General features: G+C 45.2%; 20 protein-coding genes. 3 read left to right on the top strand and 17 right to left on the bottom strand.

Translation table 11 applies throughout. The features are described 5' to 3' along the window. The 6 genes from ACQY6Q_RS09935 to rpe form a co-directional block, all read right to left on the bottom strand. A partial coding sequence (locus ACQY6Q_RS09935; RefSeq protein WP_427980844.1) for an aminotransferase class III-fold pyridoxal phosphate-dependent enzyme occupies window positions 1–773 on the bottom strand: 773 nt, incomplete at its 3' end. Between the two features lie 288 nt (window positions 774–1,061). Next, entirely contained in the window at window positions 1,062–1,646 is a 585-nt protein-coding gene (locus tag ACQY6Q_RS09930; RefSeq protein WP_427980842.1) for an anthranilate synthase component II, read from the bottom strand. Window positions 1,647–2,065: 419 nt separating this feature from the next. Further along, a complete protein-coding gene (locus tag ACQY6Q_RS09925; RefSeq protein ID WP_427980839.1) occupies window positions 2,066–3,100 on the bottom strand; it encodes an IS110 family transposase in 1,035 nt (344 codons plus the stop codon). 105 nt (window positions 3,101–3,205) lie between these two features. Further along, a complete protein-coding gene (gene trpS / locus ACQY6Q_RS09920; protein WP_427980837.1) occupies window positions 3,206–4,210 on the bottom strand; it encodes a tryptophan--tRNA ligase in 1,005 nt (334 codons plus the stop codon). 30 nt (window positions 4,211–4,240) lie between these two features. After that, window positions 4,241–4,936, bottom strand: a complete 696-nt coding sequence (locus ACQY6Q_RS09915; RefSeq protein ID WP_427980835.1) for a phosphoglycolate phosphatase — start codon at window positions 4,934–4,936, stop codon at window positions 4,241–4,243. A gap of 9 nt (window positions 4,937–4,945) precedes the next feature. Then, complete coding sequence (gene rpe / locus ACQY6Q_RS09910; RefSeq protein WP_427980832.1) at window positions 4,946–5,623, bottom strand: ribulose-phosphate 3-epimerase; 678 nt, start codon at window positions 5,621–5,623, stop codon at window positions 4,946–4,948. A 129-nt stretch (window positions 5,624–5,752) separates the two neighbouring features. Between rpe and ACQY6Q_RS09905 the strand changes: the two genes are divergently transcribed. Next, on the top strand, window positions 5,753–5,920 hold the full coding sequence (locus tag ACQY6Q_RS09905) for a DUF2970 domain-containing protein (RefSeq protein ID WP_427980829.1): 168 nt from the start codon (window positions 5,753–5,755) through the stop codon (window positions 5,918–5,920). Here ACQY6Q_RS09905 and ACQY6Q_RS09900 read toward each other — a convergent pair. The 9 genes from ACQY6Q_RS09900 to pilM form a co-directional block, all read right to left on the bottom strand. Further along, a complete protein-coding gene (locus ACQY6Q_RS09900; RefSeq protein WP_427980826.1) occupies window positions 5,909–6,736 on the bottom strand; it encodes a Dam family site-specific DNA-(adenine-N6)-methyltransferase in 828 nt (275 codons plus the stop codon). The two genes, ACQY6Q_RS09905 and ACQY6Q_RS09900, sit on opposite strands and share 12 nt — an antisense overlap. A 2-nt stretch (window positions 6,737–6,738) precedes the next feature. Further along, complete coding sequence (locus ACQY6Q_RS09895; RefSeq protein WP_427980824.1) at window positions 6,739–8,208, bottom strand: AAA family ATPase; 1,470 nt, start codon at window positions 8,206–8,208, stop codon at window positions 6,739–6,741. A gap of 10 nt (window positions 8,209–8,218) precedes the next feature. Beyond that, complete coding sequence (aroB, locus tag ACQY6Q_RS09890) at window positions 8,219–9,295, bottom strand: 3-dehydroquinate synthase (protein ID WP_427980821.1); 1,077 nt, start codon at window positions 9,293–9,295, stop codon at window positions 8,219–8,221. 7 nt (window positions 9,296–9,302) lie between these two features. Continuing rightward, window positions 9,303–9,818 carry a shikimate kinase AroK gene (gene aroK, locus ACQY6Q_RS09885; RefSeq protein WP_055732936.1) on the bottom strand — a complete coding sequence of 172 codons (516 nt, stop codon included), beginning with the start codon at window positions 9,816–9,818 and terminating at the stop codon, window positions 9,303–9,305. 171 nt (window positions 9,819–9,989) lie between these two features. Beyond that, entirely contained in the window at window positions 9,990–12,062 is a 2,073-nt protein-coding gene (locus tag ACQY6Q_RS09880) for a type IV pilus secretin PilQ (protein WP_427980818.1), read from the bottom strand. A gap of 10 nt (window positions 12,063–12,072) precedes the next feature. Next, entirely contained in the window at window positions 12,073–12,597 is a 525-nt protein-coding gene (locus ACQY6Q_RS09875; protein ID WP_427980816.1) for a pilus assembly protein PilP, read from the bottom strand. Next, on the bottom strand, window positions 12,597–13,193 hold the full coding sequence (locus ACQY6Q_RS09870) for a type 4a pilus biogenesis protein PilO (RefSeq protein WP_427980813.1): 597 nt from the start codon (window positions 13,191–13,193) through the stop codon (window positions 12,597–12,599). The genes ACQY6Q_RS09875 and ACQY6Q_RS09870 overlap by 1 nt, the downstream gene beginning before the upstream one ends. Further along, window positions 13,193–13,768: a PilN domain-containing protein gene (locus tag ACQY6Q_RS09865; protein ID WP_427980811.1), complete on the bottom strand. Its 576-nt coding sequence runs from the start codon at window positions 13,766–13,768 to the stop codon at window positions 13,193–13,195. The genes ACQY6Q_RS09870 and ACQY6Q_RS09865 overlap by 1 nt, the downstream gene beginning before the upstream one ends. Next, complete coding sequence (pilM, locus tag ACQY6Q_RS09860) at window positions 13,761–14,837, bottom strand: type IV pilus assembly protein PilM (RefSeq protein ID WP_427980808.1); 1,077 nt, start codon at window positions 14,835–14,837, stop codon at window positions 13,761–13,763. Before pilM ends, ACQY6Q_RS09865 begins: the two co-directional genes overlap by 8 nt. 158 nt (window positions 14,838–14,995) lie before the next feature. Here pilM and ACQY6Q_RS09855 point away from each other — a divergent pair, with 158 nt between their 5' ends. Further along, window positions 14,996–17,563, top strand: coding sequence for a penicillin-binding protein 1A (locus ACQY6Q_RS09855; protein WP_427980806.1), 2,568 nt, complete (start codon window positions 14,996–14,998; stop codon window positions 17,561–17,563). Here the strand turns inward: ACQY6Q_RS09855 and oxyR are convergent. Then, entirely contained in the window at window positions 17,560–18,450 is an 891-nt protein-coding gene (gene oxyR, locus ACQY6Q_RS09850; protein WP_427980803.1) for a DNA-binding transcriptional regulator OxyR, read from the bottom strand. The genes ACQY6Q_RS09855 and oxyR overlap by 4 nt on opposite strands. A gap of 210 nt (window positions 18,451–18,660) precedes the next feature. On the opposite strand from oxyR, the gene ACQY6Q_RS09845 reads away from it, so the two are divergent. After that, window positions 18,661–21,207, top strand: coding sequence for a hypothetical protein (locus tag ACQY6Q_RS09845; RefSeq protein ID WP_427980801.1), 2,547 nt, complete (start codon window positions 18,661–18,663; stop codon window positions 21,205–21,207). 447 nt (window positions 21,208–21,654) lie between these two features. Here ACQY6Q_RS09845 and ACQY6Q_RS09840 read toward each other — a convergent pair. Beyond that, window positions 21,655–21,743, bottom strand: an 89-nt coding sequence (locus tag ACQY6Q_RS09840; protein WP_427980847.1) for a hypothetical protein, incomplete at its 5' end; no start/stop codon positions are given.

Raw genomic sequence — 21,743 nt, 5'->3', positions numbered from 1 at the left:
AAGCCGCCACCTAAGGCTTTAGCAGAGCTCAAAATATCAGGAGTAACACCTAAGCCCATGTAGGCATACAGGTCGCCTGTGCGGCCCACACCGGTTTGCACTTCATCAAAAATTAACAAAGCATTGTGCTTATCACACAGTTCTCGCACCTTTTTTGCGAAGGCTAAGTCAGGACTAATAATACCGCCCTCACCTTGTAGGGGTTCCATCATCACCGCACAGGTTTGTTCGTCGATAAGAGCTTCTAAGGCCGCTAAATCGTTATAAGGAATATGCTCGATATCACCAGGTTTTGGACCGAAGCCATCTGAGTAACTAGCTTGACCACCCACGGTAACGGTGAAAAAAGTCCGCCCATGGAAGCCTTGTTCAAAGGCAATGATTTTAGTTTTATCGGCTGAACCATGTTCAATGGCATAACGACGCGCTAACTTAAGTGCGGCTTCGTTGGCCTCGGCACCAGAGTTACAAAAGAACACTTTCTCCGCGAAAGTAGAGTCCACCAACTTTTTAGCTAAGCGTAAGGCTGGCTCGTTAGTCAGAACGTTACTTAAGTGCCACAGAGTTTGGCCTTGTTCGGTTAAGGTTTTAACCAAAGCTGGATGACAGTGCCCTAAACAATTAACTGCAATACCACCAGCAAAATCCACATACTCACGACCTTCTTGGTCCCACAGTCTAGAGCCCTCTCCCTTCACTGGGATAATGGCTGCTGGAGCATAGTTTGGAACCATAACTTCATCAAATAACGCACGAGTAACAGCGTGTGACATAAAGTGTTCTCCTTCCACTTCCTAGCAATCCGTTATTCATAGCCAGAAAGGTTAATAACTTGTAAACAGTTTGGCGATTATGGCAAATCTCAAGAGCCTTGTCTGAGCAATCGCCGCGAAGACCATATAAAATATGGCCATTTTTACGCATATTTAGTGCATAGTTCTAAAACAATTTAAGCCAGCAGACTCCACCACTGGCCAAAAACCACTCTAACAAGCATAAATATGCATTGCTTATTCATTCTATATAATCAATATATAAGAGAGTATAACAACGAATATTTTCTATTTTTTAGAACTAATAAAGTTCGCTAATAAGCTTAAACCCTGTTGAGTCAGAATACTTTCCGGGTGAAACTGTACTGCATGGATCGGTAGTTCGCGGTGCTTAAGCCCCATAATCTCATGCGGTTGCCCTTCATCATCATGGCTCCAAGCCGTCACCTCTAAACACTCAGGTAAACTGTGCTTATCTACTACTAGCGAATGGTAACGGGTCACTTTCAGTGGGTTGTCTAACTGTTTAAACACCGACTGCTGTTGATGATAAACCGGTCTAAGCTTACCGTGCATCGGCTGAGCCGCGCGAACCACTTGAGCGCCAAAATGCTGCGCAATGCACTGATGGCCTAAACACACCCCCAGTATTGGCAAACGCTTGGCAAAGTGCGCGATCACATCCAACGATATGCCTGCCTCGTTAGGAGAACAAGGACCTGGCGAAATCACCAAATGACTGGGCGCCAGTTGCTCAATTTGCTCTAGGCTTATCTGATCATTACGGCGAACTTCAACTTGAATGCCTAACTGAGAGAAGTATTGAAACAAGTTGTAAGTAAAGGAGTCGTAGTTATCGATAATAAGTAGCATCTAGCTCAAATCACCCGTATTGCTTCTAAATAGTAATAGGCAGATATAGTAGCCGATTTCAAAACAATACACAGCGCAAAATCAAGGCTGTTTTAGCTTCGCTTGAGTTATCAAACCGCGCAGCGGAAAGTAACTGAATTAGTTGTAGCGAGGTAAGGTATGAGTTCATCCCTGCGCCAGCCATTAACACCAGTTTTAGCCTATAAAAATGTATGGTCCGCCTCGTTATTGCAATGATAAATTTCGATAACGGGGTTGGTTATGCGCTAATGTATTCGGAGTCTAATTAGGCGCTCTCGCCACCTGCTCCACGATGAGTTCCGCGCTGGATTATCCTCAAAAAAGCCGAAAGCTTTTATACGCTGTTTTTTATGTCAGGTTTTAATCCAGTGGTTCTACCGTTTTCGTCATCTCTATTCTCATTGCAAACCCGGTGCTAACGCCTTACTGTTAAATGCTTGTTTCGTCTTCATGACTGCCCAGGCTATTCGGGCAAGCTTGTTAGCCAATGCAACGGTGACAACATTGAATGGCTTGGTCGCTCGCAAGTTTATCAGCCACTCTCCATAAACCTTCCCCGTCTTATCCGGTCTCGACATCACCGCTCTGGCTGCATGGATAAACAAGGTTCGAAGTGCTTTATTTCCTCGCTTACTTATTCCTAATAATTTGGGCTTACCACCTGTTGAGTATTGCGCTGGAACAAGTCCTAACCACGCGGCCATGTTTCTACCGCTTTTAAAATCAGTAGCACTGTTGATGTTGGCAATACAAAGACTTGCTGTCATATCTCCAATATCTGGTATGGTTTTCAGGAGCTGACCTATCGAGTTCGTTTCAACCAGTTGCTTTAGCTTTTTATCTTGTTTCTCAATGTTGCCATTTAGAAACAGGTAATACTCATGCAGCTCCATAAGCTCTTGCATGAGTAACATTGGCAGCACCTGCCTTTGCTGAGCAAGCCAGTTGAACAGTTGCTTCATCACGCTATGGCCTGTAGGAAGAGCAATACCAAACTCCAGAAGTAATGAACCGATGCGGGACATGCAGGCTGTTCGGTCTTTGATATATCCGCGTCTAGCTTTATGAATCGCGGAAATAACTTGAGCTTCTTCTGACTTTACGTTGACAAAGCGCATATTAGGTCTTATTGATGCTTCACATATGGCCTCTGCATCAATGAAGTCATTCTTATTACTTTTAACGAAGGGCTTTACATATTGCGGAGGGATTAATCTGACTTTATGTCCCATCAGCTCACATTGCCTGCCAAGCCAATGCGCACCGCCACAAGCTTCGAAAGCAATTGTGCAGGGCTTTAATTGGTGAAGATAGTGAATTAATGCTGAACGAGAAAACTTTTTGCGGATAACTTGGTTATCAGAATAATCACGGCCTATCACGTGAAAAGATGATTTGCCTAAATCGATACCAAGAACTTTAATTGTAGACATGATGGTTCGCCTCTTTGTTTGCCAAACTCTAAGACTAGCTTAGAGGTGAGGCGGACCATCTAATTAAGCCCAGCATTTAGCTGGGCTCTTAAGCGTCTAATAGGCTTATCTTAAACGAATAAAGCCAAGTACATCATATACCTTACTCAGTGTCTTACTGGCCTGCTCACTGGCTCGCTCAGCGCCTTTAGCCATAATCGCTTGTAGCGCGGCTTCATCTTCACGTAAGGCTTGATAACGCTGCTGAATGGGTTCCATCATTGCCACCACGGCATCGGCGGTATCAACTTTAAGATGACCATACATCTTACCTTCGTAACCAGCAACCAGCTCATCAATAGATTTACCAGTGGCTACTGATTGCAAAGTGAGGAGGTTAGACACACCAGGCTTTTCATCACGGTCGAAGTAAATACGCGCTTGCTCGTCAGAATCAGTCACTGAGGCTTTAATCTTCTTGGCAATTTGCTTGGGAGTATCGCTAAGCAAAATGAAGGCCTTCGGATTATCATCCGACTTAGACATTTTCTTAGTTGGCTCCTGCAAAGACATTACCCGCGCACCAAACTGAGGAATAAATGGCTCTGGTACGGTAAAGATCTCACCGTAAAGGTTATTAAAACGATTGGCGATATCACGGGTTAACTCTAGGTGTTGCTTTTGATCGTCCCCCACCGGTACCGCGTTAGCCTGATACAATAAAATATCAGCAGCCATTAAAGCGGGATAAGTATATAAGCCCGCATTGGTATTATTGGCGTACTTGGTCGACTTATCTTTGAACTGAGTCATTCGATTGAGCTCGCCCATTTGGGTGTAGCAGTTTAATGCCCAGGCCAGTTGCGCATGTTCCGGCACTTGAGACTGAACAAAAATGGTGCTTTTTTCTGGGTCTAAACCACAAGCGATGTACATGGCTAAGCCATCTAATACTTGATTGGTAAACTGCTTAGGCTCTTGGCGAACAGTGATGGCATGTAGATCGGCCAACATGAAATGGCAATCGTAGTCATTCTGCATGTCGATCCATTGGTTAATTGCCCCAATATAATTACCAATGGTTAATGAACCAGATGGCTGAATGCCACTTAATACAATCGGTTTACTCATGATCTTCCTATATAAACTTTTACTATTGGCTTAAGCCGTCACCGAGCCATCAATTAACTCGACCAATTCTACTAGGCTATCTGCCACAAAATCGGGGCCACTAAGGGCGATATCTTCACCGTAGTTATATCCGTAGGTCAAGCCCAGCGAGCGACAACCCACGGCTTTTGCAGCCTGAATATCATTTTTAGAGTCGCCCACCATCAGCATTTGCTGATTAGTCAATTGATAGTGGTCTAACAGATGCTGCAAAGGCAAGGGATCTGGCTTCTTACGCGCCAAGCTATCACCAGACAACACCACATCAAAGTAGTCGGCAATACCAATTTGCTGCAGTAAACCGGGGGTAAATAAATTGGGCTTGTTAGTCACAATCGCCATCGGAATATTACGCTGACTAAAAGCGGCTAGGCTTTCTGCAACACCGTCATACAAACGGCTAGCAACGCACAATTTTTCGCAATAATGTTGCTCAAATAAGCTTCGAGCTTGGCGGTATAGACTCTCTGATAATGTGTTGTCCACTATAGAACTGCCTGACAAGGCCCGTTTAATTAACACTTCCGCCCCGTTGCCAACCCAATGGCGGATAGTCACTTCATCAAAACACTCACGTCCCAAATCCACTAACATCGCATTAATGGCTAGAGCGAGATCGGGCGCGCTATCAACCAAAGTGCCATCGAGATCAAAGGCAATCAGTTTTAACTCGTCTAATGGCTTCATCGGTACTCCTTATTGACCGACTTTGGCTAACTCAACGCGCATCTTATCAATCACCGCTTTATAATCAGGCTGATTAAAAATCGCCGACCCTGCCACAAACATATCGGCTCCCGCTTCTGCAATCTCGGCAATATTATCGGCAGTGACGCCACCGTCAATTTCTAAGCGAATATCGAAACCACTCTGGTCTATACGTTGTCTTACCGCGCGCAATTTATCCAAAGTGCTAGGAATAAATTTCTGTCCACCAAAACCGGGGTTCACCGACATCAACAAGATCATATCCAACTTATCCATCACATAATCAAGACAATGTAGTGGCGTAGCAGGGTTAAGCACTAAGCCTGCTTTACAACCTAACTCTTTAATAAGCTGCAAACTACGGTCGATATGTTCGGATGCCTCTGCATGAAAGGTAATCATGCTGGCTCCAGCCTTAGCAAATTCAGGAATAAGCGCGTCAACTGGCTTAACCATCAGGTGAACATCAATCGGGGCGCTAATACCGTAATCACGTAAAGCCTTACACACCATTGGGCCAATAGTTAAATTTGGCACATAGTGATTATCCATCACATCGAAGTGCACCACATCTGCACCAGCAGCTAATACGTTTTCAACTTCTTCACCAAGGCGGGCAAAGTCTGCGGCTAAAATAGAAGGGGCGATTAAAAAGGATTTGCTCATTGTGATAACCATCGGATTTTAAAGTGCGCAATTTTAACGCAGCTTGTGTTGTTATCCAATCTCTGTACAAAGATTGTTTTTGTGCCATGCTCTAGCTACCAGTTTTACAGAAAAATACAGCACGCATTTATGTCTTTACTGAAAAGCGTACTTGGCGCCTTCTTTGGCGTTCAGTCGGAGCAACAACGCCAGCATGATTTCCAGCATGGTAAGGCTTGGAAGTTTATCCTATTGGGTATTGTTATGCTGAGCCTATTTGTACTCAGCATAATTTTATTAGTCCGTTTAGTTGCTTAGTGAATGAGCTTGGTAATAAGCCAATAGCTCGGCAACCTTTAGACGCTGCTGGCCTTTGCGGCTAATCGTGCGACGCACCTTTAACTGGCTCAATTCACTGGTTTGATAAATATCACGGGTTAGTGGTAAGTCATGATTACTGATCAATACCGAAGCCCCGCGCTGCTGAGCTTCTAAAGCCAAGGTTCCCAAACGTTGTTGGTCTGCTAGGTTAAAGCCCTTACTGACATAGTTGGTAAAACTGGCCGTTGGACTTAACGGCGCATAAGGGGGATCGCAATAAACGATATCCCCAGCCTTTACCTGAGCAAAGGTGTCAACATAACTACAACAGCGAAACTCAGCTTGTTTCGCCTTAACCGCGAAAAACTCCAACTCAGCCTGCGGAAAATAAGGCCTTTTGTAAGAGCCAAAAGGGACATTAAACCCACCACTTCGATTATAGCGACACAGACCGTTATAACCGTGGCGGTTTAAATACAAAAACATTAACGAGCGCTGATATTCATCAGTAGTAGCATTAAAGCGCTGACGTAATTCGTAGTAGTAATCACTTTGGTTACACTCTTGATTAAAATAGTGTTTAGCATCGTGAATAAACTGCTGTGGCCGCCGCTGTAAGATTTGATACAAATTGATCAAATCAGGGTTGATATCAGTTAATAGATAACGAGAGTAGTTTGTATTAAGAAATACCGAAGCCGCTCCAACGAAGGGTTCAATCAATAAATCACCTTCTGGCAACTGTCGTTGAATATCGTCAATAAGGCCGTATTTACCCCCGGCCCACTTTAAAAAAGCACGTGTTTTTTTCATTATTAGCGAGTCAGTTCAAACTGGACCTGTTTAAATTGTTTAATCAAAGAATCCAGATTCTGCTGCTGTAATTGCTTACGCGCTGCTTGAGCGTCTTCGCGGCTAGCGAAATCGCCGTAAATAATCTTATAGGGTACATTGGGATTAGCACTGGAACGATATACCCAGACTTCGTGTTGCCACTGCCGAGCAGATACAAACTGCTGGGCTTTTTCCCGATTATTAAGAGCCATCAGTTGCAAGGTATAGTGCTGACTAGGCTTAGCTTCTAACAAGATTTTTACGTCAGTCACCTTTATCGGCACCGCTTCGTTAGTTGCGGTCTCAGCAGGCGTCGAAGCCGGCTCAGCTACAGGCGTGACGTCCTCGGCTAATAAGTTACCACTGTCTTGAATTTCAGTACTGGGTTGGCTGGGTTGTTGCGCAGTATTTTGCTCGGCCAACAGCTTATTCACCACGTCATCTTCAACCACAACCCGCAGCTCAGATGCGGCCCCTTGATTATTTAAGGTCAGTTCATCGGGTAAATCTTGCGAAGGCAGCTCAGCGGTTTCGGGACGCGATGTGGCTCCATCTTGGCTGCTTGGTGCCTGCGCGCCATTGTCCCCAACGACAGAGCCATTAGCCAAGGTGGGTTCTTCCATCAAGGCTAAAGAAATACGGCTATCATCGGCTTGTTCCCCTCCCCAATCATTAATCACTTGTACTAATAACCCAGCCACAGCGGCGCATAAGATCACCGCGATTACGATATACAGTTTACTTCGATTGCTGGTACTGGTTTCCGTCATAGGGATATCTCCGGTAACAATTTGGTCGACATACTGGTAAATCAAACGAGGGTTACCTTGCGCCGACGAAATATGCTGTTCAATGGCTTGTTGATTTTCAAACTCGGCAACATATTCAGCTCGATTAAACAATAAAGAAGCGAGTTGCAGCGCTTCACTCTCAGAGAGTGGGGCAACATCAAAATACAATACTTGATTGCTTAAGGCATCTAACTGAGCATTGAAACCACTGCTTGGCTCAGCAAATAACAGCAATGACATATCATGCTGATAAAGTTGGTTATAGTGTTGGTAAAATTCAACCAACTCCCTTAACACTTGCTCACTCAGCGCTTGAGCATCATCAATCACCACCAATATTGGCGAAAAGCTTTCTTTTTGATTGCGTTGAAAGCTCTCAAATAGGGGATCTTCTTGATTAAATAAGGGGTCTTTAAGTAATTGCTGCAGCAACTCGCGACGAACACGCCCATCGTCTGCTTTGGCCGCACTTAGCAAGGCCAAATGAGCAAATGACGCATTTTCTAGAACAGCATTAGCTAATGAGGACTTACCTGAGCCAGCTTCACCACTGACACAGATAAGCTTGGACTTAAAGCGAATTTGAGTGATCAGTCTGTCGCGCAAGCGCTCTTGGCTCTGTAATTGCGCAAACTCGGCATCGCGCCGCACTCCCACCATTCAAATTGCCTTATTGAAATCGACTGATAACTGTTTTTATATCATTTTCAGTAATTGTATCAACTACTTCTGCTGTACCAATAGAGCTAGGTAGAACTAAACGCAGTTTTCCATCGAGCACTTTCTTATCACGCATCATATGCGGAAGAAATTCATCCACGCCCATATTTTGTGGTGGAGCAACAGGCAAACCTGCCCGCTCAATTAAACGACGCATCCGTTGTACTAATTCGCCAGAGATCATGCCGGCCAGCTCAGCGGTTTCCGCAGCCATCACCATACCCGCTCCCACAGCTTCACCGTGTAGCCAAACGCCATAACCCTGCTCAGCTTCAATCGCATGACCAAAGGTGTGGCCTAGATTCAGCAAGGCCCTAATCCCTTGTTCAGTTTCATCTTTAGCCACCACTTCGGCTTTAATTTCACAACAGCGAGCAATGGCCCGAGTCATTAATTGAGCATCCAGCGCCATCAATTGCTCTAGATGGGTTTCTAGCCAAGCGAAAAATTCAGCATCATAAATAATGCCGTATTTGATCACTTCAGCCATGCCAGCAGCTAACTCGCGTTTATCCAAAGTGGCCAAACAATTAATATCAATAACAACAGCTTTAGGCTGATAGAACGCGCCTATCATATTCTTGCCTAAGGGATGGTTAACTGCGGTTTTACCGCCCACCGACGAGTCAACCTGAGACAACAAGGTAGTAGGTACCTGCACAAAAGGCACCGCTCGTTGATAACAGGCTGCAGCAAACCCTGCCATATCACCGATAACTCCGCCACCTAAGGCAACAATAGTGGTATCACGACTATGTTGCTTGGCCAATAAGGCGGAAAAAATCTGATTTAGCGTGTCTAAATTTTTATATTGTTCGCCGTCGGGTAGCTCAACCACATCAACTTGATACTGATGAAGACAAGCCAATAGTTGCTCCAAATATAGCGCGGCTACCGTGGTATTGCTGACTACCATAACTTTTTTACTGGTAATTGCTTTACTGAACAGCTCGGTTTGACTTAACAAGCCCTGACCAATGCTAATCGGGTAACTACGCTCGCCTAGAGCAACCATTAAACATTCCATTGTATTATTAGAATCCTAGTAATTCGATAATTTGATTTGCTACTGCTTTAGCACTTTGATCGTCAGTTTTAACTGTGTAATCTGCCACTTCGGCATACATCGGATTACGTTCTGCGGCTAAACTTTCTAGCACCTCACGAGGCTCTTCAGTCTGTAACAGTGGGCGACGTTTATCTCGTTGGGTTCGGGCAAATTGCTTATCAATTGTAGTTTCTAGGTAAACAACTATGCCGCGAGCCGATAGATGGTTACGGTTTTCTTTGCTAATCACCGAGCCACCACCAGTTGCCAATACGATGCCTTGCATCTGAGAAAGGTCGTCAATTACGCCCTCTTCTCGAACTCTAAAACCAGCTTCACCTTCAACGTCAAACACCCACGCAATATCTGCACCAGTGCGGCGTTCAATCTCTTGATCTGTATCGTAAAACTGTAAATGTAATTGCTGTGCTAAATGACGACCGATTGTGCTTTTTCCAGCCCCCATCGGTCCTACCAGGAAGATATTTCGTTTCTCAGCCATGCTTCTTCAAATTTGTCTTTTGTCTATTTTCTCCCCGCAATGCGGGCACCAGTTGTACCAACCTTAGTAAAAAGATCAGGGCGCGATTATCTCGTTTGAAAGGGAGTTTGGCAACTGCAAAATCACTCCCACACCGAAAGACTCGGCATGGGAGTAACAGGGGAAGAACAATTATAGTGAATCAACCAAGATTCGAGGGGTGACAAAGATCAATAACTCGTTCTTGTTAACACTTTCAGTTTTAGTGCGGAATAGATAACCCAAACCAGGTACATCACCCAAAATTGGTACTTTCTTCACTCGGTCAATATTTTGTTGCTGGTAGATCCCACCCAGCACAATGGTTTCACCGTTTCTGACCAGCACCTGCGTACCAATCTCTTGTTTGTTAATTGCTACTGCAGGGCCGGTTGGCGTTAATACCGCTTCCCCTTCTGAGTCTTGAGAAATCACCAAGTCAAGGATCACATTACCGTCAGGCGTTATCTGTGGAGTCACTCTTAAACTCAACACTGCTTTTTTAAAGGTCACCGAGGTAGCACCACTAGAGGCGCTTTCAACGTAAGGAATTTCTCGACCTTGTTCAATATACGCCGCTTTTTGGTTAGCCGTTGTAATTCTTGGGCTAGCAATTACTTCACCTTTGTTTTCCTGCTCAAGCGCTGACAATTCGAGATCGAGGATCTTGCCGTTAGCGAGTTTGGCCACTTGGAAGGCAATTGAGCCAGCAGGATCAGACACCGGCAAGTTCACATTAAGTCGGTCATCTAAACTTGGCGTATTTCCAGCTAAAACATCGTCGGCGCCTTCTAAGGTGCCAGAGCTGATACCGGTACTATTTCCAACTGAGCCGGTATTGGTCACGCCCCAGCGAATGCCCAGCTCTTCGCTCACATCATCACTCACCGTTACCATGCGCGCTTCAATCACCACCTGTTTCACCGCAATGTCTAGTTTTTCAATCATGGCCTTAATGTTGCTCAAAGATTCTTCGGTATCTTTAATCAACAAAGTATTGGTGCGCTCGTCCACTGCCACAGAGCCTCGCTCAGATAACATGGAGGTGTTCTCACTCTTCAGCAGGTTAGATAAATCTGAGGCCTTCGCATAATTAACTTGAATATACTCAGAATACAAAGGAGCTAAGTCGGCGACTTGCTGGGCGCTTTCTAATTGTTGACGCTCTTGCTCAGCCAGTTCAGCCGCAGGTGCTATGAGCAGCACATTGTTATCTAAACGCTTATCTAAACCTTTAACTTTGAGAATAATATCTAGGGCTTGTTCCCATGGCACATCATCCATACGCAAGGTGATATTGCCCTGCACAGAATCGGTTGTAACCAAGTTTAATTGATTAAAATCTGCGATTAACTGCAATACGGTACGCACCGGAATATCTTGGAAGTTCAAAGAAATAGGCTTACCTTGATACTCTACTTTAGCCGCTTCTTCGGCTTCCAGCTTTTTCACTTCTACAAGAAATAACTCACCGGACTGGTCATAGCGGTAGTCAAAAGCACCATTAATCGCAATTTTCAGCTGAACTCTTGAGTCATGCTTAAATACTTCAACGCTTTCAACGGGAGTGGCGAAGTCGTTTACATCCATAACATAAACGTTTTCATCAGACACGTCGGTATTATAAAAGTCCACCAATAGGGTGTTATCGCGTCGCTTTATGTCTGCTGCAATCGAACTATTGTTCAAATCCACCATAATTTGGCCAGAGCCACTTTTACCCCGACGAAAATCAATGCCTTCTATGTGGTTAATCGTGGCATGCTCAACCCGACTCGCATTATTAAAGGCGTCATCAACGGTTGCGGAAGATGCAGCAGCCGCTACCGGCAATGCGCCAAGTTTAATTAATACGCGTTTGGCACTTTGCTCGACTTGATAGGGAACTAAGCGATCTAGCGCTAATACTAACTGTAAACCCGCTTCAGTTTGTAGGCTCTGCAAATGTTTAACACCGCCACCATCAATAGGCAGAGGGTTAACCTTCAAGGCCGAACTTGCGTTAGCAACGTCAATCACCAGTTGATTTGGAGAATACTCTAAGTGATCAGCTACTGTATCAATCGGACCGTCAAATAACAGCTCAATTTCTACCGCACCTTTCACCATTGGATTGGTGTTTAATTGAATTAACTGAGCATTCGCCCACACTTGAGTTACACAACCAAACAAACCCGCTAACAACAAGCCGCTTTTGCATACTCCTTTCAGCATCTTTCCCTTCATGCCTATTTCCCTATTGTTCAGCTTGCGAGAGCGAAAGCTGAGTAGTTCTCTCGTTCCAGCAGCCTTGACCATCTGAAACAACTTCTTTGATATCTAAACCAGCGTCACTGACCTTAACAATGACCCCATGATGCAAACCTAGGTAATTTCCTTTTTTAACCCGAAACATTTCGCCGCCCGGAACCTCAACCAAAGCCCACAACGTAGGGCCATCGCCGAGAACGCCACGCATCTTTAAGCTAGATAGCGAGTATTGCTCCAAGGCTTGCTTTTCCCGAGCGATTTGTGGTTCTAAAGCGCACTCTTTTTCGTCATTGACAGTGGTATCTGCAGCTTCTGGTGCGGGGCTAGTGAATGGATTTCTCCCCTCACTGGCTTGATAAGCAAGATGTTCAAAAGGTTTAATTTGAGGAACATCCTCCTGTACCGGAACTTTGCGAGCTTTCACTTCCATAACGTATTGTTGCAAATCATCCTTCGATCCTTCACAACCAAATAATGCAAGCAGGGTTAATCCGATTACTATTGCTTTCATCATTTCCCCTTCGGCACTTGCTTTTCTTTGTAACGATAGGTTTTTGCCAACATCGCCATACTCAACATGCCCCCATCACCTTGTTTTTTCAAGGTAATGTTATCCAAGATCACAATCCGCGGTAAGGCAGCTACGCCGCTGACAAAAGCTCCCAGCTGATGATACTGACCACTTACTTCTAACTTTATCGGCAGTTCTGTAGAAAACTCATGTTCGATCTCTGGCTCCCAATTGATTCGACGAAATTCCAAGCCGTTATCAATACCAATAAAACTGAGTTCATCTAACAGGCCTGGAATTTCATGCTTTTCAGGCAGCTGTTTCAACAAAGAAGCAAAGGCCTCACTCATTTCTTCTACTTGTTTCTGATAAGCCGGAAGATTGCCTGCCAACGCGGCTTTGACTTCAAACTTGCTACGCAACTCTTGCTCTTTTGCTTCAAGTTGCGTCAGTTTCTTTTGCTCATCTGCCACCAAATAGTAATAACTACCAGCAGCAATAAGTGCGCATATAAACACGACAAAAATAATCTTTGCTAACTTAGGCCACGAACCAATATTCTCTAGGTCTAATTCATTGAGCTGTTGTAAATCCATTACTTAGCCCCCTCTTGTTGACTAGGAACACCAAGCTTTACGGCAAAATTCAACTGAAATTTACTCAATTCCATGTCCGCTTCCTGACTAGGTAATGCAACAATAGAGCGAATACTGGGCGTACCCAACCACTCTCTTTGTTCAATATTACGCATCAAGCTCGCAACCCGATAGTTGGCTTCACTTTTACCGTCTAAATCGATCGAAGAGTTCATGAAAGCCAGGCTGTCCAAATAAATACCGGTGGGGGCTATCGCGGGTAAACTATTGAAAATTTTGGTAGGAATATTTCGACTTTCTTGAAGCTTTTGAATAAGCGCGATACGCTCTTTAAGGCTTTCTTTTTGCTCTTTAATTTTTTTAATTTCACCAATTTGATGATCAAGAATCGCGGTTTCTTTTTCAAGGTACTGATTACGAGCCTGCTGCTTATGCTGCAAATTGACGTAATAATTTTGAACTAAAAAGACTGCGAGAAAGGTGATAGCAGCAGCCGATACCAACCCCAACAAAAAGTCTCGTTTTTGTTTGCTTTTTACTGCTTCTCGCCACGGGAGTAAGTTAATGTTAGACATTATCGAAACTCCTTAAGGCTAAACCTAAAGCAACCATGTATTTTCCACCTTCATGGCGTAACTTCTCACGGTCGATAGAGCGGTCAGCACTGCAGTCATGGAACGGCTGAGCTTTAAGCACCGGCATTTCCAAATCCGTTTGCATTTGAAACACCAATTCATCTGACAAGGCACTGCCACCACTGAGCGCGATAGCATCAATGGATTTATAACCGCTTGAGCTTAAAAATAATGAAATTTGTCGGCGCACATTTTGAATAACCCCATTAACAAACTGGGCAAATACATCAATTTCATAGTTTTCGGGTAAGCGCCCACTCACTTTCATTTCTTTTGCTTCTTCAATACTCAAACTATAGAAGCTGGCTATTTGCTGAGTATATTGAGCTCCGCCAAAGTTTTGTGCTCGGTTATAAACCACCTCGCCTTTATTGAGAATGGCAAAATTTAAAGTAGTCTCACCAATGTCTACCAGCGCTATCACTTTTTTCGGATCAAACTCGTCATCCTGTTGATGTAACAAGTAGTTCCACGCTCGACCCAATGCGTGAGACTCAACATCTACTATTTTAGCCTCAAAGTCAGCATTTGCTAAAACCTCAGCCCGAATACTCACCGCCTCAGTGCGCGCAGCACTAAGCAAAACGTTATGTCGAGTGGGCTCACTCTCATTAACGCCGAGCACTTCAAAGTCGAGACTAATTTCATCAATCGGAAAAGGAATTGAGTTTTCTGCCTCAAGCTCGACCTGAGTTTCCAACTCTAGTGCAGATAAACTACTATCCATGTAAATTACCTTAGTAATTACGTGGCTCCCTGCTACCGCTGTTGCCACTTGGCGATTACGAGAGGGCAGTTTACGCTTTAACTCTCGTAAGGCTTCAGTAATCTCCTCCGGAGAAACAACTTGGTTGTCGACTAATGCACCAGTAGGCGTATCAACTTCTGCCACGGCTTCTACTTTTAAACCCTTAGATGATTTAGAAAGCAATAGCCCTTTAATTGTGGAAGAACCGAAATCTATGCCTAATAACGCAGCCGATGATTTTTTACCTATCCCTAGTACCATGACTCGCCAACTATCTTTTTAAATTAAACAGTTACCTATCAATCCAGAATAACGGGTTATTGACTAGGGCGCTAATAGTAATTCAGAAAGTTGTCGAAACAGGTCACAATTTGACGATATAATCGGCGATTCTTTAGATACAGAGTGCAAAATTTGTAATGAAATGGCTTAAAAGACTGTTATTTTTAATTTTCTTGGCTGGAAGCCTTGGTGTTGCAGCAATTGCTGCCTTATATTTTTATTTTGCGCCCCAGTTACCCGATGTCAGTACCTTACGTGACGTACAATTACAAACGCCGATGCGCGTGTTTAGTGCTGACGGCGAGCTTATTTCTCAATTTGGTGAAAAACGCCGAATTCCTCTAGAAATAGAGGATATCCCCGAGCAGATGTTACACGCATTTTTAGCCACCGAAGATGCGCGCTTTTATTCTCATCCAGGTATCGATCCTATTGGTATTACGCGCGCTGCACTTAATTTGATAATTACTGGTGAAAAAAGCCAAGGTGCCAGTACCATCACTCAACAGGTTGCTCGTAACTTCTTTTTAACGAGAGAAAAAACCTATATTCGAAAAATAAAAGAGATCTTCCTAGCCATCAAGATCGAACAGGAATTGTCTAAGGATGAAATCCTTGCCTTATATTTGAATAAAATTCCTTTAGGTTACCGCTCTTTTGGGGTGGGTGCCGCCGCACAAGTTTATTATGGAAAAACCGTAGACCAACTCACGCTGGCCCAAATTGCAGTTATTGCTGGCCTTCCTAAAGCACCTTCAGCCTTAAACCCTATTCGTTCACCTGAACGGGCGCGTGACCGTCGCCGAGTAGTACTGGGACGGATGCTGGAAACAGGCTATATTGACCAAGCTGCTTTTGATGAAGCGAATCAGGCGCCCATCAGCGCCAGCTATCACGGAGCAGAGATCACTCTAGCCGCTCCGTACTTAGCCGAGATGGTTCGCCAACAGATCCTCGAGCAATTTGGAGAAGCAGCCTATACCTCTGGCATGGATGTTTACACCACCATCAGCGCCAAACGACAAAATGCCGCCACTAAAGCCCTCCGTGACAACCTTAAAAGCTACGATCAGCGCCACGGCTTTCGTGGAGCGATTAAACAACTCTGGCAAGAGCCCCAAAATCAGCTGAGTGAATCCGACATCATCAAACAACTCAATGAAATGCCAAACTACGGCTCGCTGCGGGCAGCTGCAGTTCTTTCGGTTGAGGACAAACAAGCCCAAGTATTAGTTAAGGGCGGAAACTACGGCACCATCCCTTGGGACAATATGAAGTGGGCACGCCGCTTTATTACTGATACTCGTCAAGGCCCAGCGCCTAAGCAGGCCAGCGACATCCTTAGCGTTGGAGACTTAATTTGGGTAGAGAGCCTAACATCAGCAGAAGACGAGTTAACCAGTGAAACAGAGGCCCCCCAACAACCGCTTGCAGAGCAAACTGAATATGCTTTATCACAACTCCCAGACGCTGGCGCAGCTTTAGTCGCGATCTCTCCTCTTGATGGCGCTATTGAAGCGTTAGTGGGCGGCTTTAGTTTTAATCAAAGTAAGTTTAATCGTGTGACTCAAGCGAGTCGCCAAGTAGGCTCAAACATCAAACCTTTCCTCTATTCAGCCGCATTTGAGCATGGAATGACCTTAGCTAGCCTAGAAAATGACGCGCCAATTAACCGCTGGGATCAAGCAATGGGAGTAGCCTGGCGCCCCAAAAACTCACCGCCAGTCTATGATGGCCCAATTCGTCTAAGAGTCGCGTTAGCTAAATCCAAAAACGTTGTGTCGGTTCGCCTGATGCGTGATCTAGGCATCGACACCATGATTCAACACTTAGCTAAGTTTGGTTTCCCAGCCAACGAACTGCCAAGAAACGAGTCATTATCTTTAGGCTCAGCTTCCCTCACCCCAATGCAAGTAGCTAGCGCCTATGGTTCTTTCGCTAATGGAGGCTACTTAGTAAGCCCTTACTTCATCGATAGAATTGAAGATGGTGAAGGTAATATTCTATTTCAACAGCTTCCCAAAGTTGCTTGTGATAGTTGCTTTGAAACCATCGCCGACACACCAAACTTAGATGAATTAATTGCGCAACAAGGCCACCCTTTACAGCAGTGTCCCATTTCCTTCGCTAACGAAGATGATCTCGCACCACGAATTATTAGCGCAGAAAATGCGTTTTTAGTCTCTCAAGCAATGAACAGTGCAATATGGGGCGGCGGCAGCTGGGCTCATAAAACCGGCTGGAACGGCACCGGATGGCGAGCCGCAAAAGAACTCAAACGACATGATATTGCAGGCAAAACTGGTACCACCAACGATGCTAAAGATGCTTGGTTTTCTGGTTTTGGACCAGACTTAGTAGTGACCTCATGGATAGGCTTTGATAGCTTCGATAGAGAACTAGGTGAAGCGACTTATAACCCTAACCTTGGCAACGAGCAAATTGCTGGAAAAGAGTTCGGAGCGAGAACCGCGCAACCGGCATGGATAGACTTCATGAAAGTCGGTTTAGAAGGGGTTCCTGAGCACACATGGTCAGTACCTAAAAATATCTCTACGGTTAGAATCGATAGAGCAACAGGCCTTCTTACCAACGCCAGTGACCACACCTCTAGATTCGAATACTTTGTAAAAGGCACTGAGCCACAAGAGTATGTTAAACCCTCTTCCGGCTCAGTATTTGATGCAGAAGAAGAGCTCTTCTAATTAAGATCCACATATTGGCTGATCACTTTAGCCAATTGATTAAAACAGGGTCGTCGAACCGAATTATTGCGATAAAGCAAGCTGATTCGGCGACTCGGTTCTGGAGCAGTAAAGCGCCGATAACAAATACCGCTGTGCTCGTCTGACTCAGGTATAGCCAACTTAGGCAATAGAGTAATCCCCATGCCCGCCGCCACCATATGACGCAGGGTTTCTAAACTAGTTGCCTTAAAACTAGTATCCTCTTTTGCTCCTGCAGCAAAACAATAGCCCATGGCCTGATCGCGCAAACAGTGGCCATCTTCCAACATTAATACCTGCTCTCCACTGAGATCAGATAACTCCACCTGCTGTTTATCATACCAACGATGAGAACTAGGCATGGCCAACAACAGCGGCTCATCAAATAAGTCAATGGCGCCAAATCTCTCCATTTCAGGTAAGTAAGCCAATACCAAGCAATCTAACTCGCCTTCCTCCAAGCGCTGCAACAAAACATGGGTTTGCTCCTCATATAAGAACAACTCCATATCGCTAAACTCGCTGCGAATATGCGGTACGATTTTTGGCAACAAGTAAGGCGCAACCGTTGGAATCAGGCCTAAGTGTAGTGGGCCCGCCATCGGTGCCTGAAAGCTTTTAGCCATATCTTTGAGGCCTTTAACCTCTAATAAAATGCTTCTCGCCTTAGCTGCCAACTCGTCGCCAGCATGAGTAAAAATAACTTTGCGAGATGTTCGCTCAATCAATAATAAACCAAGCTCTTCCTCTAACTTGGCTATTTGGCCACTCAAGGTGGGCTGACTAACAAAACATTTCTCCGCAGCTTTACGGAAATGTTTTTGCTCCTGCAAAGCCACCAAATATTCTAAATCGCGTAGGTTCATCGTTACTCCTAGTTAACCCGACAATTCTAAAGTTAAGTCTTTGTAAGCGCTACAACAATCCTAGCTAAGATCATGCAATAAGCGGCGAAGTTTGTTATTAAGCTCTCAATAAAACAATCAGTAATGCCTATTACCCACTAACTATGTTATATAAGCAAAGATATAAAGGAATGCGCATACACGGTTGTTGCGGTTAACAAGGAGTAAACAATGGCGTGGTTTAAACACAGCTTATTAATTGTATTAAGTACGATGTTATTTGCCTGTGGAGGAGACGGAAGTGTCGACCTCAGCGGTGGTGGTAATGGTGGAGATGGCGGCGACAATGGTGGTGATGGTGGATCTAGCCCAACAGCAGCCATTGGTATAGCCCTCTATAGTTGCCCTGATAATATTGATACTGCGGTTATTCCCGCAGGCTGTGAGCAAACTAACACCGTACCCAGCGATAGTGACACTTATGTTGTAGTCACCCTCTCCAATAGCTCGACCATCACTAACGAATTGGTCAACTTGAGCACGACTAGTGCAGAGCTAAACGCTACTACCATCTTAATTGGAGCCAATGGCATTGGCCAAACCACCATGAGTGCGCGCAGTGATGCTACCAATGCCGATGCGGTTACCGCCACTTATAACTACAGCAATAGCAGCGGCGACCCAGTGACAGTATCTGCCAGCGAAAACTATCAAGTTCAAATAAACTCAGGAAGTGGCGGACAAAATAGTCTACAACTGGCTTTATACGACTGTAATGGCGTAGCGCGGGATCAAATTCCCCAGGGATGCAGTAGCGCCAACAGCCTTTCCATTGAGTCTCCTCTTACTGCTGTAGCCCGTTTAAGCTATACCGGTGGAACCCCTGCGGCTAACGAGCTAATAAACTTAGCCACCACCAATGCCGACCTCAGCGCGGAAACCATTTTAACTAATCAACAAGGCTTAGCTATTGCCACTCTGTTCGCTCAGTTAGAAACAACCGGTGCAGATTCGATCACAGCAAGCAATGATGCGCTAAGTGTAACTGCCACAGCGAACTATCAAGTCGGCCAAGCCAACTTAAATATGGTACTTAGCTCCAGTTTAGCCGATGGAGAAACGTTAGGTTCCGATGCTACCGCTAGCTTTAGCGCCACCATCACCGATGGCGATGGGAATCTATACGCAACCCCGATAGCGATAGCTTTTACTTCTAGCTGCGCAAGCCAAGATTTAGCCGATATTTCCGATAGCGTGACTACCGTAAATGGTGTAGCAACCGCTATTTATCAAGCTACTGGATGTAGTGGCAGCGATACCATTACAGTTACCCCTAGCATCAGCGTTATAGACCCACAAAACTACACCATCGATATTGCTGTGGCCGAGGCTAGCGGTATCACTTTTGCGTCTGCTTCACCTCAAACCATTTACTTAAAAGAGTCTGTGGGGGAAACCATTTCCGAGTTACGCTTTATCGTTACCGATGCTACGGGTAGCCCTAAAGCAGGGCAAGAAGTGGATTTTGCGCTTGATTCCAGCCTACACGGTGTAACCATCAGCCCCTTAACGGCTCAATCCAACGCCGCTGGTGAAGTATTAACTCGAGTTACCAGCGGCAGCATGTCCGGTGCAGTAGTGGTTAGCGCCAGCTTTAGTGACCCAGATACAGGTGACATTATCTCTGCAACCTCTAATGCGCTAGCCATTCACACAGGTGTACCATCACAACAAAGTATGTCTTTGTCGGCCAGCACCTTGGCGCTGGAAGCTTGGGGAATTGATGGGGTTAATAGCAACTTGACCCTGCGAGTCAGTGATGAAAACAACAACCCTGTTCCTAATGAAACCACCATCGTATTTGAAGCCGATGGTGGCCAGGTTTCAGGAAACTGTAAAACCACTGGTCAAGACAGTAATAGTGGCTGTACGGTCACCTGGGTAAGCCAAAACCCTCGCCCTAAAGGTCACCTATACAACCTACCAGCGGGCCGCTGTAATGCTCCCGGCCACATTCCTGGAGATGTAGTCAATACTCAAGGTAATAACCTGTACGGTGTGGGCCGAGCCAGCGTGTTAGCCATCACCTCGGGCCAAGAGTACTATTCAGATGTAAATGGCAACCGTACTTACGACACAGGTGAAACCTATACTGCACTTGGCGAAGCCTACGTAGATAGCAATGAAAACGGCAGTTACGACACAACCGGCATAATTAACCACGACAGTGTTAATGTTGAAGAGCGTTTTCGCGATTACAACGAGAATAGTGAATTTGATACTGCCACCGGTATTAAAGATTCTAGCATTCCGGCCAATGCGGTTAACGAGTTATTCAATGGCCTCTCCTGTACCGTGGAAGCGGACGCAACAGGCTTATGTACACGTGACCTAGTTGAAGTCCGCGATTCCGTTGTATTGGTGATGGCCACTTCTGCTGCCAATATTTTAATTTCAGATGCCACCAACAGCGTGCCAGTTAGTAGTGTTGATTTAACCGCCGTATCTTCGCAAGGCCTAGTTATTACCGTGCAAGATCTTAACGGTAACCAAATGCCCGCAGGTACCGAAGTGTCAATTAGCACCAACAACGGCGAATTATCGGGACAAACCTCCTTCACCGTCTCTGATGGGGTTCGTCTGTGTGATTTAATGTCGCTTAGCGTTATTCGGGAAGCAACCCCCAACAACCGTTCTGAGGGCGCGATGACCGTTACCGTAACCAGCCCTGGAGGGGTGGAAAGTTCCGCTTCAATTGCAATTATTGACGCCGGTTAAAAGAAACCTCTTTAACAAACCAGAGCCAGTCTAATGACTGGCTTTTTGTTATCTCTTGCGCTTAGCGCGACGCTTGTTCTTAGTCACAGCTCGCTACCTTAGCGAACAGCCTTACTACAGTAAGACTTTACCGAGCCATGTTTGAGCAGGCTAATAGCGCTTTATGGGTTAGCCGTAACAATATTCGCTTAGCATTAAAGGCACGCGACTACGGACTTACAGTACCTCTATGTGAACTTGCAAAACGGCTTTGCTTTAGCAGGCGACAAGCCGATATCCATGATAGGGAAATCATAACTCAAGACTGGCCTTAAGCATCGGTACATTTACCGTTCAAGCAGACTAGCCGCTCCCAAAGCGTTGATAAGTATTTAGAAGGTGAGGAGTTTAGGGCTGAAAACAAAAAAGGCCGCCTAGGCGACCTTTCTCTTTAGCTGGAGCTGGATCTTATTCGAAGATTTTCGCTACAACACCCGCACCTACTGTACGGCCACCTTCACGGATTGCGAAGCGTAAACCTTCATCCATCGCGATTG

Origin of the sequence: Agarivorans sp., assembly GCF_050295395.1 — a bacterium.
Classification (GTDB): domain Bacteria; phylum Pseudomonadota; class Gammaproteobacteria; order Enterobacterales; family Celerinatantimonadaceae; genus Agarivorans.
The sequence above is the reverse complement of the archived record's forward strand: the minus strand, read 5'-3'. Positions and strand labels throughout refer to the sequence as shown.